General features: G+C 38.7%; 14 protein-coding genes. 9 read left to right on the top strand and 5 right to left on the bottom strand.

Annotated features, from left to right (window positions below; genetic code table 11):
- Positions 1-75: 75 nt before the first annotated feature.
- From bshA to L2735_RS02775, 5 genes are all read right to left on the bottom strand, one after another.
- The gene (gene bshA, locus L2735_RS02800; RefSeq protein ID WP_248983256.1) at positions 76-1233 is read right to left on the bottom strand and encodes an N-acetyl-alpha-D-glucosaminyl L-malate synthase BshA; all 1158 of its coding nucleotides are present in this window, start codon (positions 1231-1233) and stop codon (positions 76-78) included.
- Between the two features lie 333 nt (positions 1234-1566).
- Positions 1567-3735, bottom strand: coding sequence for a cation:dicarboxylate symporter family transporter (locus tag L2735_RS02795; RefSeq protein ID WP_248983255.1), 2169 nt, complete (start codon positions 3733-3735; stop codon positions 1567-1569).
- A gap of 604 nt (positions 3736-4339) precedes the next feature.
- The gene (locus L2735_RS02785; protein WP_248983254.1) at positions 4340-5272 is read right to left on the bottom strand and encodes a dihydroorotate oxidase; all 933 of its coding nucleotides are present in this window, start codon (positions 5270-5272) and stop codon (positions 4340-4342) included.
- Positions 5273-5520: 248 nt separating this feature from the next.
- On the bottom strand, positions 5521-6273 hold the full coding sequence (locus L2735_RS02780) for an oxidative stress defense protein (protein WP_248983253.1): 753 nt from the start codon (positions 6271-6273) through the stop codon (positions 5521-5523).
- Between the two features lie 258 nt (positions 6274-6531).
- Positions 6532-8187: an amidohydrolase gene (locus L2735_RS02775; RefSeq protein ID WP_248983252.1), complete on the bottom strand. Its 1656-nt coding sequence runs from the start codon at positions 8185-8187 to the stop codon at positions 6532-6534.
- A gap of 590 nt (positions 8188-8777) precedes the next feature.
- Here L2735_RS02775 and L2735_RS02770 point away from each other — a divergent pair.
- The 9 genes from L2735_RS02770 to L2735_RS02730 all read left to right on the top strand — a co-directional run.
- Entirely contained in the window at positions 8778-9635 is an 858-nt protein-coding gene (locus tag L2735_RS02770) for a GGDEF domain-containing protein (protein WP_248983251.1), read from the top strand.
- 334 nt (positions 9636-9969) lie between these two features.
- The gene (locus L2735_RS02765) at positions 9970-11700 is read left to right on the top strand and encodes a pepsin-like aspartic protease (RefSeq protein WP_248983250.1); all 1731 of its coding nucleotides are present in this window, start codon (positions 9970-9972) and stop codon (positions 11698-11700) included.
- 27 nt (positions 11701-11727) lie between these two features.
- Positions 11728-12225: a GNAT family N-acetyltransferase gene (locus tag L2735_RS02760; protein ID WP_248983249.1), complete on the top strand. Its 498-nt coding sequence runs from the start codon at positions 11728-11730 to the stop codon at positions 12223-12225.
- Between the two features lie 153 nt (positions 12226-12378).
- Positions 12379-13164 (top strand): SAM-dependent methyltransferase, encoded by a 786-nt coding sequence (locus L2735_RS02755; protein WP_248983248.1) that lies wholly within the window; start codon positions 12379-12381, stop codon positions 13162-13164.
- 105 nt (positions 13165-13269) lie between these two features.
- A complete protein-coding gene (locus tag L2735_RS02750; protein ID WP_248983247.1) occupies positions 13270-13530 on the top strand; it encodes a hypothetical protein in 261 nt (86 codons plus the stop codon).
- 12 nt (positions 13531-13542) lie between these two features.
- Positions 13543-15309, top strand: a complete 1767-nt coding sequence (locus L2735_RS02745) for a tetratricopeptide repeat-containing diguanylate cyclase (RefSeq protein WP_248983246.1) — start codon at positions 13543-13545, stop codon at positions 15307-15309.
- A gap of 245 nt (positions 15310-15554) precedes the next feature.
- Positions 15555-15899, top strand: coding sequence for a hypothetical protein (locus L2735_RS02740; protein ID WP_248983245.1), 345 nt, complete (start codon positions 15555-15557; stop codon positions 15897-15899).
- 173 nt (positions 15900-16072) lie between these two features.
- Entirely contained in the window at positions 16073-16588 is a 516-nt protein-coding gene (gene rimI, locus L2735_RS02735; protein WP_248983244.1) for a ribosomal protein S18-alanine N-acetyltransferase, read from the top strand.
- Between the two features lie 265 nt (positions 16589-16853).
- A partial coding sequence (locus L2735_RS02730; RefSeq protein WP_248983243.1) for a transposase occupies positions 16854-17144 on the top strand: 291 nt, incomplete at its 3' end.

The following is a 17144-nucleotide window of genomic DNA, read 5'->3' as shown; positions in this document are numbered from 1 at the left end:
CCTTTTAAATTCTTATACTGTTTTTCTTTTATGCTCAGTTAACTTCTCTTTATCATCAGCTAAATAAGTTTTGAGCTAACACGCTGTAGCGCTGTGACCATGGATAGCCAGTGTTTGGTGATAGCAATCCACATACTGACTAATTTTTACCTCAGTATTGAAATGACTCATAGCACGCGTTCTACCTGCTTGACCCAGTTGGTGTTGGTAATGGTTGTCGGCAAAAATCTTATTAATCGCCATAGCCATATTGGCAGCATCTTCTGGCGGAAACATAAAACCGGTAGTGCCTTCATCAACCACTTCTGGAATGCCATCTACATTGCTACTAACCGTCGGGACTCCACAAGCCATTGCTTCTAAAATCACCATGCAAAATGACTCTCGATAACTGGGTTGGATTAAACAATCAGCATTTGCGATGAATCGTTCGACATTCTTAACCGAGCCGGTAAAAGTTACCTTATCGAGAATATTAAGTTGTCGACACTGGGTTCTAATTTTGTCGATATCAGGGCCGCTGCCGACTAAAACTAGCTTTGATTTAGTATCATCACTTAGCTGGCTAAAGGCGTTCACAACAGTTTGAGTATTTTTTAGCGCTCTGAAATTAGACACGTGCATCAAGATTTTTTCATCATCATCAGCAAGCGTTTTTCGCAGCGTTTTATCGACTAATTTGGGCGTGAAGTCATCCGTATCGATAAAGTTATGAACCACATTAATTGGCTGGTTAACCTCAAATTCTTGTTGGATATATTGCCGCTGAAAATGAGAGACGGTTGTGAGCAGTGTGCTTTGATTCATGCTAAAGGTATTCAGGCGTTTAATCGCATCGTCTTGGCCTACTATGGTGACATCAGTGCCGTGAATAGTGGTAACAATCGGAAATGAATATTTGCAGATGTTGCTGGCTAAAAATGCACAAAGAGAATGAGGGATAGAGTAGTGTGCATGCACTAAATCTAATTTGGCTTGTTCAACCACCTCTACAATTTTAGCGGTTAACGAATAAGTATGTAACGGCCCTTCAAATAGTGGATAGTTCACTTCATCCACTTGGTGAAAGAAGACGTTGTCATGGTGACTTAATAATTTAAAAGGACGTTTATGGGCAATAAAATGCACTTCATGGCCTAATCTCGCTAGTCCAATACCTAATTGAGTGGCCACTAACCCAGAGCCACCAATGCTTGGGTGGCAGACTATCCCTATACGTAACTTATTCATCATTCGTAACTAGTATCCTTACTAATTTGAGTACAACACATATACGTTTAAGGATGGTGTTGAGTTTAAAAATATGTATTCAATGGGTTACTTTTAGGTTAACTGAATGAATGTTGCAAACTTTTCGTTTCTATCAATTAGTCTAATTTTACAATCAGAATAATGAAAAATAGGCGAGATCTGCCAAAAATCATAATTTTGTACTGTAAACAGGCTTTGTGACAACTTAAGGTGTGGCAATATTTGGGTTTATGAGGCATAAAAGTTAGCGAGAAAAAAGCCTAATAAAGTCAGAGTTATTAGGCTTTTTGCTCGGCTTAAACTTGCAAGAGGTGTCTATTTAACCCAGTGCAAAACATCTCTAATGATTGACCAGCGAGGTTGAGGCGTGGTGGCGCCTTTGCCTAACATCCAATAATCGTAAAATTCTTGCTGATGACCATCGACTTTACGCAGTTTCTGCCAGTTATTGATGTAGTTAAGCAGTGACTGGTTTGATTGAGCCACAGCATAAGCCACAGGATAACGGTTTTTATCTTCTAAAATTGCAATGCCATAACCTGGGAAAAACAAGGTCCAAGCCGAACCTGCTTCAGCGCTAATCACTACTGCATCGTATTTATCTTTTTTCTGTCTAAAGAAGTCTTTGTAGCCGTCTATTTTGACGAATGTAAGATGAGGTAACTGCTTTTTGGCTTCTTTAATTTTGTCATCGTGCTCCACATAAGCCACAGTGGTATTTTCCATGGCCATTAAAGATTCATTAGACTTAAAGCTGTTGACGCGATGATCTTTGGTTGCAATAGCAATATTAAGTTCAAGCACTGGATCGCTGTAACTTAAACGATCCATTTGTTTAATATCCATTGCAAGCCCAGACATGGCCACGTCAAAGAACCCAGCTTGCAGTGAAACTGCAAGTTTATCTTTATGAAAGGGAATGAACTCTATCTCGACACCTAAATCTTCAGCCAATTTTGTCGCCATTGCTGAGTCAAAACCAACCAATTGACCAGCATTGTTATAGTAGCTAAATGGAACATTACTTGGGATATAGCCTACTTTCAGTACCCCACGTTTGCGGATACTTTGTACGTCAGCAATCGGTTGGTTTGGCGTTTTACCAACTTCAGGAAATTGGCGGCTCACCTTAGTGGGGACTTTATCTGCCACTTTCATATTGGCAATCACACCGCTGGTTATTTCTGGGCTAGTAATAAACACTCCCATCCCAATGCGACAGACTAAAATGGTAACCACAGTGCTGACGAGCAAACCACCTGACATTTTTATCAGCTGCGGCGCACGTAGCTTTAGGCAGCCTTGGAATAAACAAACTGTTAATAATGTCAGCGCGAATAAGTTCATCACCGCTGCAATCGAATTAAACTTACCCGTAATAAACCCTGACATGACAAATAGCTGGAATAAATCAGAAGGTAAATGCACTAAGTCGAGCATAAAGGGGATGGCGACATAAACACTGCCGAACAAAGACAGCAGTCCACTGATAGATAATGAAGGTATGGCACTAAGATCGACAGGCGTGCCATTAAACCAACCTGCAAAATAGACAAACAGAATAACGGTTAACTTGCCAATATTAGGGAAGGTAAAGGCGATTGGAACTAAGATTTCGATTAGGGTTAAGCCATCTTCACTGAGATTATTATGCTCACGCATAATTTGCTTACACTCTTCGATAATCACGGGAATAACGATAAAGATGTTACCCGTAGCGAAAGCGGTCACTAAGCTTGCTTTAGTAATTCTAACGGTTTGCGCATAAGTAATAGGGGTTAATGAGCACACAATCCAAGGCAAAATAACAAAGGTGAGCAATAAACACAGTACAAAATAACTGATTAAATAAACCTGCATACTGGCAAATTCATCTACGCCCATGGTGCCAGCCGCCGCGGCTGACATGGCGAAAATACCAATAGGTAAAACTTTAACTAAGCCTTGAGTGATGCGAGAGAACGTTTCTGTAATCGTGTGCATAAAAGACAGCACTTGGGACTTGTTATCACCTTCCATCCCAATTAACGCTAAGCCCATTGCAATACTAAACACCACCATCGCAGGGACGTAGCCGGCAGCCATAGACTCAAATGGGTTTGAGGGAATATAGAGTTTGAAGTAATTAATTGGCTCTACCGGCTCAATAATACTGGTACTAAAAAATGATGCCGACTCTACAAAGGGAAAGGACAGAGGCATTAATGCTGTTAGCACTAGACCCACAAGCCAGAGCAATAACATGATCAATCCAGCACGACTGAATATTAAAATAGCAGTGCTTTTTTGCAGTTTACCAATACCGCCGATGAGCGAAACCACAATATAAGGCAATACGGTCATCTGCATTAATAAGATAACGCCATTACCTATAGTACTCAGCCATCCAACTGATTCACCGAAAAAAATGCCCACAGCAAAGCCAACAAACATGGCTATTAACATTTGGGTTGAACTGGTCATCGCAAGTAATTTTTTAAACACGTGTCGTATCCATTTATTATGTTGTGCCTGCGGCGTTTGAGTCTTAAGGCTCATTAAGCGCTGTATTTATTGCATGGTAGGTTACTGAAAGTTTATCAATTAACAGGTTTTAAGTAGTGAAGCTGTTAATTTAAATCAATATTAACAGTCTTATTATTGATTAGGCATATTTTGTAGAATAATTTTTAGCGATAAATTAGCTTAGCAAATGCTAATTAAATGGTGAGGAATGAGGAATATTGGTGGTAGGTATTGGTGATAGTTACTTGTTATTGGCCTTAAAAATAGCCAGGACACATGAACTGGCTATTAGGGCCTGATGATTTTTGCTGGTTGAATTTTGTTCGAGTTAAAAACGTTTTAATCGAGGCGGATGAATTGATGCCTAGTCATCTAAGCAAAGTTCATACAACAAAGAGTAAAACGTTTTTAGACGAACCCTATGGGCAGCGTTTGTTGGCTATTTTTACTGCGTTATCGACTTTTTAAGTAGAATAACTACACCACAAAGTCTCTGCCTTGTACAAATGGCCAACAATTCGCTGCAAAAATAACCTTGAAAGATCAACAGGCCCTAAATGTAAATTGATTTGCTAAAGTGGGGTTATAGCGGTTTTAACTTACCTTTTGCATCGGCAATTTTTAAGTAGTTTTTAGACTGCATGAACTCAGCAAGTTCAGTTTCAATTCGCTCAAAGCAAGCTTCACCTTCTTTTTCAAAACAGGTGGCTATTTGCACCGCATCAGCGCCAGCGAGTAAATATTCGAACGCATCGATACCAGCTTTAATGCCGCCAACACCAATGATTTGCACATCGTCATCCAGTAACTCACGAAATGCGCGCACATTAGCAAGGCCAATCGGTTTAATGTAGTCGCCACATAAACCGCCAAACCCACCTTTAGGCTTGATAATAGGTTGTTCTGTATGAGGATCAATCACCAATGTATTACCAATAGAGTTAATGCAAGTGATGAACTTTACAGGGTATTTTTTGATAACATTTGCCGCAGCCACAAAGTGTGACATATCAAAATAAGGTGCTAGTTTTATCCCGATAGGCTTATTGCCTAATGCAGTAATGGCTGCGAGTGCTTTATCGGTTTGCTCAAAGTCATAAGCCACTTGAGCCTTGCCGGGAATATTAGGGCAAGAGAAGTTGACTTCAATTAGGTCAACATCACTGTTTTGAAATGCACTGACCATTTCAATATTGTCTTCAACACTGAAACCTGAAACGCTGACGATGACTGGTTTACCTAGCGCTTTTAATTGTGGGACCATTTCTAAATAGGCTTTGTAACCTAAGTTAGGTAACCCCATAGATTGGATAGAACCTAAAGGTAAGTTTTGATATCTAGGTTCAGGGTTTCCTTCCCGTGGTTCAATAGTACAAGACTTTGTCACCACTGCCGCTGAAGCTGAATGAGCAATAGTTTGCAGTTCATCCCAAGTGGTACATTTAGGGCCAGAGGCATTCATCAAATAACTGTCTAACTGTATTCCAGCAATTTGAGTGGATAAATCGATTTTCATGAAGCGTCCTCTTGACTGAATTAGTATGGATAAAACAATACGACCGCTTTGTGGTGATAAGAGATTTTAGAAAGGTTCACCGCCAAATTGCGCCATAGTTTATTCAGCAAGACAATAGAGACTTTGATTAGAAACAAGAAAAAAGCAAAAGAGATAATAAAATTGTAATAGTGTTAACTAGAGCAAACAAACAAGATGGCCAGCATGGGCTAGGCCACCCTTTAATGCTGTTAAGTTGTGATTACTAGCTACTTTAAGCGATAAACGACTTCTACACGTTCTTGTACGCTCACTTCACCATATTGGTAGCTTTCTGCCATATCACTTTGCATGGCATTCATCCGCATCATGACTGGTTGAACTGGATGCTGAGTTAAATAGCGAATTTCCCAAACACCTGCCAATTCACGTTCGAAACCTTGGGCTAAAGATTGGGCTTTTTGTTTGGCATCTTTTATTGCGGCTTGTCTTGCTTGCTCAACTGCCTTGGTTTCGTCAGATGATTTTAGGGCAATGTTTTGAACACGATTAATGCCTTCTTCCAAGGCGGAATCAAGAATGTCATTCAGCTTTGCTAAGTCCTTAACACTCACTGTAATTTGTCTACTCGCGCTGTAGCCTGTTAATTCTTTAGGCTGGTTTGATGGATAGTGATATTGAGGTTGAATGTGCAAGTTGGCACTTTGAATGTCTTGTTTGTTGACCCCAGCTTGGTTTAAGCGCTTGATAAACTTGCTCACAGCTTCATCAACCGCAGTCTTAGCCTCTTTAGCATTATCTTTACTTAAGCTAACTTGAACTGAGATTTCAGCCATGTCAGGTGCAATATTAACTTGGCTGGTACCAACGGTTTCTAAGTGTGGGAAATCATAATTAGCAGCAACAGCACTATTAGCAGCAAAACCAATAAGTAGCCCAGATGCAATTAATGTATTTAAGATGGTTTTTTTTAGGGGATTAGCTTTGTTTATTAGGGGAATAGTTTTGTTTAAACGAGTCATAAATGCTCCAGCAATAACGGTAAATTGATTCGGTGTTATTGCTATAAACGCAAGCAAATTGAAAAAGGGTTATTTATTTCATATTTTATTTTAGTTTTTACTTTAGTTATTTAAATCATAGCTTCAGCTAAGGACAAACAAGAGAGGGATGAGTCGACATAAGACTTAGCCTGTCGACTCATATAGGTAACTGTGTTGCCATGCCATCTTTTGAATAATGGGTGGTTAGTGGCTGATTTATGGTAGTTAATGTTTAGCTTAATAGACTCGTTGGCCATTAACCCAAGTTTCACTGACCTTGGTTTTCCAAATCTCTTCAGCAGGCATCGAAAAAATATCAGACTCGACCAAGATAAAGTCTGCTTTCATTCCAGGTATAAGTTGTCCAATCTCTTTCTCTTGATGAGCAGCAAAAGCGGCATTACTAGTAAAGCTGGCGAGGGCCTCAGTTAATGTCATGCTTTCTTTGCGGTACCAGCCATCAAGCGGCTGATTATCATGATCTTGTCTGGTCACAGATGCATGTAAGCCATAAAAAGGGTTAGGCGATTCAATAGGAAAATCAGAACCAGCAGCAATAACCGCACCGGCATTGATCAGTTTTCTCCAAGCATAAGCTCCTTCAATACGCGCGTTGCCAACTCTGTCTACCGCCATGTTTTTATCGCTAGTGGCATGGGTTGCCTGCATTGAAGCAATGATATTAAGCTCTGAAAATCGCGAGATATCACTGAGCTGCAGCACTTGGGCGTGTTCGATGCGGTGACGTAAATGACGGCTTTTGCTGGCGGCAATTAACGATTGGTAATGGTCCAGTACAATCTGGTTTGCATGATCGCCAATGGCATGGGTATTAACTTGAAAACCCGCTTGCATCGCTTTCTCAATCGTTTCGCCCAAGGTTTTCTTAGAATATAACAACAAGCCTTTGTGACCTTTTAAGTCACTATAATCTTCAATTAACGCAGCACCACGGCTACCTAATGCGCCATCGGCAGATATTTTTACGCTGCTGACACGCAACTTATCGGTATTGATACGATAAGGGCCAGCAGCCATGATTTCATCAAACTTTGGATCTTCAGCATCTACCATAGCGTAAACACGAATTGGTAATTGACTGCGTAAATCTAACGCTTTATAGGCTGCAATCGTATCGGATTGGATCCCAGCATCATGAACACTCGTTAAACCAAGTTGCGCTAAAGACGTTAATGCTGTTTCTAACACGGCTTGTTGTTCATCAATAGAAAGCTTAGGGATGTTATTGGTGATCAAGCTCATCGCATTATCAATAAACACACCAGTAGGTTCACCATTTGAATCTCGAATGATCTCGCCACCTGACGGACTTTTTGAACTAGCATTTACGCCTGCTACTTTCATTGCAGCCGAGTTAGCCCAACCAGCATGACCATCAATGCGCACTAACCATACCGGAGTGTTAGGAAAAACCTCATCAAGTGAAGCTGCGCTAGGAAATTGCTTACTAGGCCATAAAACTTGGTTCCAACCTCGTCCTTGAACCCAGTCAAGAGATGATTGCTGTTGTCTAAATTTGTCGACCATTCTGACAGCGTGATCTTCTGATTCACTATCACGTAATTGAGCGCGCATTAAGCTTAAACCGTAACTTAGTACATGCCCGTGGGCATCAATGAGTCCAGGTAATAAAGTGCGGCCTTTACCATCGATATGATTAATATTGGCCTCGGTTTTATATGGGAGGTTATCTTGTTCGGTATAAATTTTTTCGATGGTATCGCCATTAAACTGCAAAGCTTTAAATTGAATTAGACGATTATCTTGAACAGTATAACCGTGAATATTACTGATTAATTGGCTTTGACTCAGTGCAGGAAAACTGGCTAAACAGATACAAGTGATAAGCAGCTTTTGGTAGGTCTTTATCATGTCTTTGATCGTTCCATGTTCTTATTGTTTTGTTTAGTTCTTTTTGTTTTATTGTGATTGAACAATATTTAATTTTGGTTGTTGATTTTATGTTAACTGTTTTTGAGTGGAAAAACGAGAGTGCTTAAGAGTAAAGATTAACCCTGCCTTATAAACGGTTTAGAATCTAAATGGGTGTCTTTAAAGGCAAATCATCATGTAACTGCTACACTAAAAATGAATAGGACCTATTGAACTTTCAAGGTTGTTTTTGCAGCGAATTGTTGGTCATTTATACAAGGCAGAGACTTTGTGGTGTAATTATTCTACATAAAAAGTCGATAACGCAGTAAAAATGGCCAACAAACGCTGCCCAAAGGGTTCGACTAAAAGCGTTTTACTCTTTGTTGGATGCAGCGTTGTGAATAAAAGCCGCTTAGATGACTAGGCATCAATCCATCCGCCTCAATTAAAACGCTTTTATTTCGAACAAAACTTAACCAGCAAAGATCAACAGGCCCTAAGCACTTGTGTTATTGAGGTGATATTCAAATTAATACTAATTAATATAAAATAACTACCCTTTGTTATTAAATGAAAGTGGAAAGCCAATGGATTTATCAGCATCAATATTAGTGCTCTTGGGGCTAATTGGGCTCAGCCTTTCTTTAAAACCTGCCTATCAAATTTGTGCCTATTCTCAATTTAGTAGTAAAGGTTGGCTGACATTATTGATGCTAATCGTATTATTTATTGTGAGCTATTTAAGTTACTTATCTTTACTGCTAAAAAGCCAGCAAGCGATTAATTTTATTCAATTAGTTGTGGCGGGTATTTTTTTTGCGGGAGGGTGGTTTGTGTACTTAGTGACTCGTTTGAGTAAGCAAACTATCTCGAGTATGGACAGCCTACTGCAAGAGAAAAACCATCAAGCAAATCACGACTTATTAACGGGTTTGCCTAATCGACAGCAATATTATCGTCATATGGATAAAATCATCGCGCAAAAACCTGACTCTTTTTATTGCCTAATGTTAGATATTAATAATTTTAAAATGATTAACGATACCTTTGGTCACGCTGAGGGAGATCGTGTGCTGCAAATCGTAGCAGAACGGGTAGAAAGCGTATTACCAACTGATGCGCTTGCTGCACGTATTGGTGGTGATGAATTAGCGATTATTATTCCTGATGCACAAGAGCGTGACATTTCTAAAATAGCCAAAGAAATCGAGCAAGCACTATTAATTGATATACCTTGTTCAGGCCATATGATTATTATTGGCGCCAGCATTGGCATTGCCCAATACCCAAAAGACGGTCAAGACAGAAAGTCACTTATGAAGAATGCAGATATTGCGATGTATCATGCTAAGCGCAATGAAATTTCTCACCAATATTTTCAATCTCATTTAACTTTAACTCAATTCTCCCATTACGTTTTAGAAATAGATCAAACTCGCTTTTAGTTGTGTCTGGCTATTCTGAATACGCACTGTTAAATTTTTGCTTGTATATGCTTGCAATTAAATTCCCTAATAAGCCTTATTGTTGAGGCTTTTTTTATGCCTGAATTTTAACTCTTGGCAGTTTTCAGTTTATTTGGCGCGATAAATTTACAGCTGGCTAGTGAAAGTGAGAGATAAAAATTGCTATTCTACTGATCTATTTCGTGACAACTGTAACAATGTTAATTTAAAGTAAAGGGCCTAACGTAATGAATTACATGCCGTAAATTTTAATATGGTGATATATCTATCGATACAGTAGAAAATGTATCAATAGCAAGGAAGCAAAAGCTTAATGAGTGAGCAAGACAATAACAGGGTTTCCCTCGCTGAAGAAACAGCAATATTAGAAGAGCAAGCGCTCAATCAGCAAGCCGCTATTCAAGCCTCAAATGATGATCATCATCAACACTTATTAGGCCACTGTCATCATCATAATCAAATGCAGCAGCATCTTGAAGATGCTAAACAGACTGCTAAATCTGCAGTTAATTCAGTGCTTGAAACTGAATTTGCTCATGCTATTGATACAGCTACTGATACCGTTAGAACTCAAACCCGTACAGTAAAGTTACCCCTAGTGAACGTGTTTGCCAAAGGCGGTTACTGCGTGCAAATGCGCCTTGGCAGTGAAGCTAGCCCTGCAAATCTAATCGTTGATACTGGTAGCAGTACTTTAGTAGTTAAAAAGCAGGTGTATCAACCACATCAAGATGAATACTTAGAACCTAGCACTTTTGCACAGCAGGTCATTTATGGCGCTGGTGGCTGGGACGGCCCTTTAGTGCATACTAAGGTGAGTGTTAGCCAAGATGGGCTAAAACATGATTTGTTAGCGCAAGATTCCTTAGATAAAAATACAACAACCCATTTGCCGCATCTTAACCTTGCTCATCAGCCGCTTGATTTAGAAGGCTGCCCGGTAGCAATTGTACCCTCATTAGAACATCAAAAAACTTTTGCCGATGCAGATGGAATATTGGGTCTGGCTTATTATGGCTTGAACAAGAGCTACGATTTAACAGCCTATATTGAAGAGCATAAAATCAATCCAGCATCGACATTCCCATGGCCATTTTCTGAGCCAAATTCTGTGTGCCCAGCACATAGTGATCATGAAGCGAAGAGCTATGAAACTGACGAGCAAGAACGCTTTAGTGGCGAAGATTTAAAACGCTTTAGGAAGTTTCTTAAAAAGCAGCCTCAGCAGACCGTCGTACCGTATTTTACCCGTTTGAAAAATAATGGCTTAACGGATAATCGTTTTGCTTTTCACTCAAAGCGTTCAAGTATTCATATTGCCAAAGATGATTATACTCAAGAGCAAATCGCAGCCGATCCACTTAACAAAGGCTGGTTGATTTTAGGCGGTGGCAAAGAGCACACCGAGCTGTACCAAGGTAAATTTAAGACCATTGATGTGATTCATAATCGCTATTACAACGTCAAATTGTATTCCATGAGTGTCGGCGACCAACAGCCTGTAGCCGCCCCAGCATTACAAGAAAAGTACATTGCTTCCCATAAAAGTAACGCCATTATTGATACCGGTGTTTCAGGGATTTTGCTCACCAACTTATTGTATGAAGCGATGTTGAAAGGCTTTAACAATGTGTCAGAAGAGTTTGTGGAGTTAGTCACCCCGTTTAAAGATATCCGCTTGCAAGAAGAGGGGATTGATATGACTGAGCTATTTAAAGGCCGAGACATGACTGGCCACCACCCAGATGATTTAAGCCATTGGCCGACACTGCACTTCACTTTTGATGGTGAAATCACCCACGAATGTCCTGATAGAAAAAACGAAGTCATCGATAAAGCGATAACCATCAGTTGCAAGCCAGAGCATTACTGGCAGCTCAATTCCCCAAAACCTGGTAAGGCGTGTTTTAAAATTTTAAGTCAATTACCTCAATGGCCGAATCAATGCTTATTAGGAACGCCATTATTGAATGACTATTATGTGATATTTGATCGCTCAGCTCATGAAACGGGCGTAATTCGATTTGCTGAGCAAACATGTTAGCAATTAATTTCTGAAGGTAATTTCTCTATGCATGAGTTTGAAACTGAAAACTTGATTATCAGGCTTATAAATAACAAAGATAGAGCTAGTTTTAATAAGTTATATACTGACCCTAAGATTATGAAAAATATTGCAGAACCATTAACATTTGAATTTTCAGATAGAATGTTTGAAGCTACTTTGGTCAAGTATTCAAAGAAAAATTTTGAAATGATGATTTGGGCAATATATTCAAAAAGTGAACATAAATTTTTAGGTATTGAAAGTTTGAATTTTCAATACTATCAAGAGGGCGAAGCGGAAGCTGGTTTGATATTAGATAGGCTTTCTCATGGAAAAGGCAACGCTGTTGAAGCATTAGTTGGGCTTATCGAATATGGGTTTAACCATTTAAGCATACAAACTATCTATGCTAAGTGTAGTCTCAAAAATTACGCTCCACAAAGAGTATTGCGACTATCTGGTTTTAAGAAATTGGTAATTAATGATGACGATAATCTAACTTATTCTGTTCAGAAAAAATAACTATTCAAAGTTTAAACTTAAATTAGTTAAACATTTATGTTTACATATATTTATGCTCTAATCTGAAAGTTTTTTGTTGTGACTTTGTTGGTAAATGGTTAGTCTTTTTTGTTGAGCTGTGGGTATGTCACTTACTTGAATAAGAGATTCAATATGTCTGGAAGTTTAGCTTGTGTAGGTATCGGTATGACTCTTGGTGCACACATTTGTCCTCTGAGTAAGAGCTATATAGAACAAGCTGATGTTGTTTTCTCTGCTGTATCTCATGGTATTACTGAGTTATGGTTGCAAGAAATGCATCAAGATGTACGTAGTTTACAAAAGTATTATCAAGAAGGTAAATCACGCCAAATAACCTATAACGAAATGGTTACTGCGATGATGACCGAAGTCAGGGCTGGCAAAAAAGTTGTCGGTGCTTTTTACGGTCATCCAGGAGTGTTTGCACAAGCTCCCCATAAGTCTATTGCAATGGCAAAGGCTGAAGGGTTTCCTGCCAAAATGATTCCTGGCATATCTGCTGAAGATTGTCTAATCGCAGATTTAGGTATAGACCCTGGTCGTTTTGGATGTCAACAATTCGAAGCAAGCCAGTTTATGTTTTATAAGCGCCAGTATGATCCTTCAAGCTATCTGATTTTGTGGCAAATTGGATCGGCGGGTGACAGATCTTTAACAAAATTTTCTACAGGTGCTGCCTACAGACTGGTATTGATAGAGTTACTATCTGAAAAATATCCTTTAGAGCATCAAGTTATTTTATATGAAGCTGCAGTATTGCCAATTGACAATATTCGTATTGAAACAATCTCGCTTTCAGAGTTAGTGGGTGCAGATATTCATATGCACACAACTCTAGTTATTCCACCTAGTGAAAAAATGCTGCCAAATGAAAAGCTTGTAGCACGTTTGGCTGAAATTGAACAAGAATTAGCGTAGTAGGATATCACGCAGTTAAATAGTGTATTAGCATATGGCAATTGCTGCATTATAACTAAAAAAAACGTCGTTAAATCGGCACTTTAGCAAACTTAAGGAGACAAGATGTCAACAATTATTAAATTATTAGAACGAATGGGAAATGATGCAATTTTAACTAACTTAACAGAGTTCCATTCAGCAATTAATGAAACTAATTTAAGCTCTGAATTAAAAACAGCTTTAATGAACAAAGATACAAATGCTGTGATTAAACAAATGGATGTTTGCCCTGATATATACTGCTTACTTTTCCCTGCGGATGAAAATGAAAACGAAGAGTCTGAGGAAGCTCCATCTGAAGATAAGTCAGAAATTTCTCTATAAATTTATATAAAAATGAAATTAGTTATTTATCTGATTTTTGCATTATTACTCCTTGTCATAGCCCCAAGTTGGGCTGATGGCAGGGTTGATGTGGATAAAGCTTTGTCACAAGCTGATTCCGTAAGAAGTCGAGATGCTATCCAATTTAATAAGCTTTTACTCGATCTAGACTACCTCGAACCTAGCTTTACTCCAGAACAAAGTGATTACTTTCAGTATTTAAAAGCATATCAAATTGCTTTTAAAGGTAATTTTGTTGAGGCTCAAAAAATCTGGCAAAGCCTAAGTGAGTCGAACACTACTATAGAAGTAAAACTGAGAGCAAATGTTTCACTTTTAAATACTATGGCGTTATCAAAACAATGGAGCAAAGGTTTAACTTATATAGAAAAATTACTGGCTGATTTACATTTGGTTAAAGATCCTGCTCTCAGTCAAATGGCAATTTCAGTTATTTCATACTTTTATAATAAAATTGGTCAGTATGAATTGGCTCTTCAATACGCTCAGAAGTTGAATGCTATTAACCTTCAAGGACAAGGAAGTTGTGTTGCGGAAGAACTAATCTTGGAGTCAAAATTTTATTTAAATGCCCTTCAATTAAATTCCCCTGAAATAAATTCTGCTATTTCAGCCTGTACTATAGATAATGAAATAGTTTGGTTGAGTGTTATTTATACTTTTATGGCACGCTTACATCTTGATAATGGGGATAGTGATCTAGCCATTAAACTTTTGCAAGATAACCTAGCACCAATTGAGGATATTAACTATGTTCCAACGCTTTCACATTATTACTCATTACTCGCGAGTAGTTATATTGAAGAGCGTGAATATACAAAAGCAAAAGATTTTGGGCTAAAGACAATAGCATTGAGCTCTGGAATGAATAATATGGAGCCTGAAATGATTGCCTATGAGGCTCTTTATAAAGTTGCAGTAGAAAGTAATGACTTTGAAGATGCATTAAAATATTATATAAAATTTGCAGAAGCTGATAAAACTTACTTTGATGATTTAAAAACCAAATACCTCGCTTTCCAGCTTGCGCAGCACAAAGCGGTTGAGCAAAAAGTTCAAATTGAACTGCTGAATAAACAAAATAAATTACTAAAAGCGAGCCAGCGTCTAGCTGACAGTGAAACCGAAAATAACCGCTTGTTTATGGCGTTATTAATCATGGTGATCAGCTTGCTTGCTATTGCGGCCATTCGTTCTAATCGCAATCAAAAGCGCCTAAGACATTTAGCTGAGTACGACTCTTTGACTCAAATATATAATCGTGGTCATTTCACCTCTGCTGCACAAGATGCGATGGTAGCTTGTCAAACTAACCAAGATGACATTAGTTGTATCTTGTTTGATTTAGATAAATTTAAAACTATTAATGATGATTACGGTCATGCATGTGGTGATAGGGTGTTAAAAACCGTTGCTAGCACTTGTAAAAGTATTGGCCGTAAGAATGATATCTTTGCCCGTTTAGGTGGTGAAGAGTTTTGTATTATCTTGTCTCGTTGTGATGCCAATACGGCGATGAAAATTGCAGAAGATTATCGTAAAGCGATTGCTGAGATTGATAGCGCGCCAAGTGGTAATACTTTCCCGATCACTGCAAGCTTTGGGGTGACAGATAGTCACCAGTCAGGTTACAGCCTTGAAGCGTTAACTGGCCATGCCGATAATGCCATGTATCTTGCTAAAGATACTGGTCGTAACCAAGTATGCAATTATGCCGATGTCGTAGCCAAAAATGATGCTGAATCGGTGGTGATTTAATTTTACGGCTAAGCTATTATTCTTAAGCAATTATTCTTGGGCAATTATTCTTGGGCGCTGATTCTTAAACAATGACTCTTAAATATTGATTCATTAAATAATCATAATTGAACATAGATAAAGCGATTACGCTGAAAAGCGTCAATCGCTTTATTTTTGGTTAACAATCCCGTTCATGAGCTGCTATTCTACTTGTTCTGTTATCAAGTCGTGTTAATCAAACCTTTCAAAGTGGGAGAACTCTTTTGGAAAAGTCAGCTTTTTTAGATGCTATGGGCGTGACTCGTTGGCGCAGTGCTGATGCAAAAGGAAAACCTTATTTGATCATTCATGATACTGAATCTGATATTAGCCAGCATCCGATTGTTTCCCATATTTTAGCTTTGCTTAACATTGAACTTGCCGACTGTGATTTTGATACTGAGATGGTTAAAGGTATGCAAGTGGTGTGGGATATGCGTAAGTTACGCGTTCGCCCTCGCGTTGCTTGGCTGGTGTCCGCGCCATTAAAAGAGCTTGAAATCGGTCACAAAGCTAAGCGAGAGTTATGGCAACAGCTTTGTTTACACCAAGATAAAACAGCGGCTTAGTGTATTTAAAGCCAATAAAAAGCTTGTGAATACACTTACACTTACTCTTACACTGGCGAAAACACAATATCGAAAGCACAATAACGAAAAGCTAAAAACGATAAACAAGCAAAACACTATTTGTTTTATTGTCAGTGCATACTTACGTTAATACCTTCTGGAAACTATCCTTAATGACCTCAATTCAATCTGCTTGCGATTCATTTACGATCAAAGTCTTAGCCGAAGATTCAGTATCTGAGATGTTTACAATAGAATCTGATGCCCATAGTCATCCTTGGAGCTTATCGAGCTTAAAAGACTGTTTTGGCCGCTTATATCGCGTATTTGGGATATTTGAAGAGTCTAAGTTATTGGGGTTTGCTGTGATTCAACAAATTGTTGATGAAGTGACCTTATTAGATATTTGTGTGTCGTCTGATCGTCAAGGAAAAGGCTTAGGCAAGCAATTGCTTAATCATGTGCTTTCAGATGCAAAAAGTCATGATGCTGTGGTGGTCATGCTGGAAGTGCGCGAGTCTAATGAGTCGGCTAAATACTTGTATGAGAAAGTAGGTTTTGTTGAAACGGGAAGACGTAAGAATTACTACCCCTGCGCTATTGTAAACGCTGATAATCAACAAGCTTTAGCAGCTGAAACTAAGGTAAAAGAAGATGCTATTTTAATGGATTATCGTTGGCTATCGTAAATTATTAAAAGTATTTAAAATCACTTATTAAAAGTATTCAAAATCACTTAGTGATGATTAACAGTTATCCGATATCTGTAAAATACCACGTTTAATCAATACGGTGTTTAATCAATACCATCTTTAATCAATACCATCTTTAATCAATACAAAGAAATAAAAAAAAACAGCGCCATAGGCGCTGTTCAGACTGCTGACAAAGCCCTAGACATTCGTCTAGGGCTTTGATCTAATAGAAGTACAGATAATAACCAAGTTTATCATCATGCTTCGAGAGCCTAGTCCACAACAATATGAATTAGAAATGGTGACCCTTGAGGAACTTGTTCCCAAAAATCACCTCGTTCGTCTCATCGATAAGTCCGTTGATTTTGAGTTTATTCGTGACGAAGTTGCCCACCTCTATTGCCCTAATAATGGTCGCCCACCGGTCGACCCCGTCAGACTCTTCAAAATCATGTTATTGGGTTACCTTTTTGGTATTCCAAGTGAGCGTAAACTCATCAAAGAAATCGAAGTTAACGTCGCTTACCGTTGGTTCTTGAGAATGGGGCTG

This window comes from Shewanella olleyana (genome assembly GCF_023283825.1).
Lineage (GTDB): Bacteria > Pseudomonadota > Gammaproteobacteria > Enterobacterales > Shewanellaceae > Shewanella > Shewanella olleyana.
This window is presented reverse-complemented; position numbering and strand designations above follow the sequence as displayed.

What these genes read in the sequence shown, in the direction of transcription:
- bshA (WP_248983256.1), bottom strand. Translation starts at nt 1,233, where the DNA reads ATGATGAATAAGTTACGTATAGGGATAGTCTGCCACCCAAGCATTGGT.
- L2735_RS02785 (WP_248983254.1), bottom strand. Translation starts at nt 5,272, where the DNA reads ATGAAAATCGATTTATCCACTCAAATTGCTGGAATACAGTTAGACAGT.
- L2735_RS02780 (WP_248983253.1), bottom strand. Translation starts at nt 6,273, where the DNA reads ATGACTCGTTTAAACAAAACTATTCCCCTAATAAACAAAGCTAATCCC.
- L2735_RS02775 (WP_248983252.1), bottom strand. Translation starts at nt 8,187, where the DNA reads ATGATAAAGACCTACCAAAAGCTGCTTATCACTTGTATCTGTTTAGCC.
- L2735_RS02770 (WP_248983251.1), top strand. Translation starts at nt 8,778, where the DNA reads ATGGATTTATCAGCATCAATATTAGTGCTCTTGGGGCTAATTGGGCTC.
- L2735_RS02765 (WP_248983250.1), top strand. Translation starts at nt 9,970, where the DNA reads ATGAGTGAGCAAGACAATAACAGGGTTTCCCTCGCTGAAGAAACAGCA.
- L2735_RS02760 (WP_248983249.1), top strand. Translation starts at nt 11,728, where the DNA reads ATGCATGAGTTTGAAACTGAAAACTTGATTATCAGGCTTATAAATAAC.
- L2735_RS02755 (WP_248983248.1), top strand. Translation starts at nt 12,379, where the DNA reads ATGTCTGGAAGTTTAGCTTGTGTAGGTATCGGTATGACTCTTGGTGCA.
- L2735_RS02750 (WP_248983247.1), top strand. Translation starts at nt 13,270, where the DNA reads ATGTCAACAATTATTAAATTATTAGAACGAATGGGAAATGATGCAATT.
- L2735_RS02745 (WP_248983246.1), top strand. Translation starts at nt 13,543, where the DNA reads ATGAAATTAGTTATTTATCTGATTTTTGCATTATTACTCCTTGTCATA.
- rimI (WP_248983244.1), top strand. Translation starts at nt 16,073, where the DNA reads ATGACCTCAATTCAATCTGCTTGCGATTCATTTACGATCAAAGTCTTA.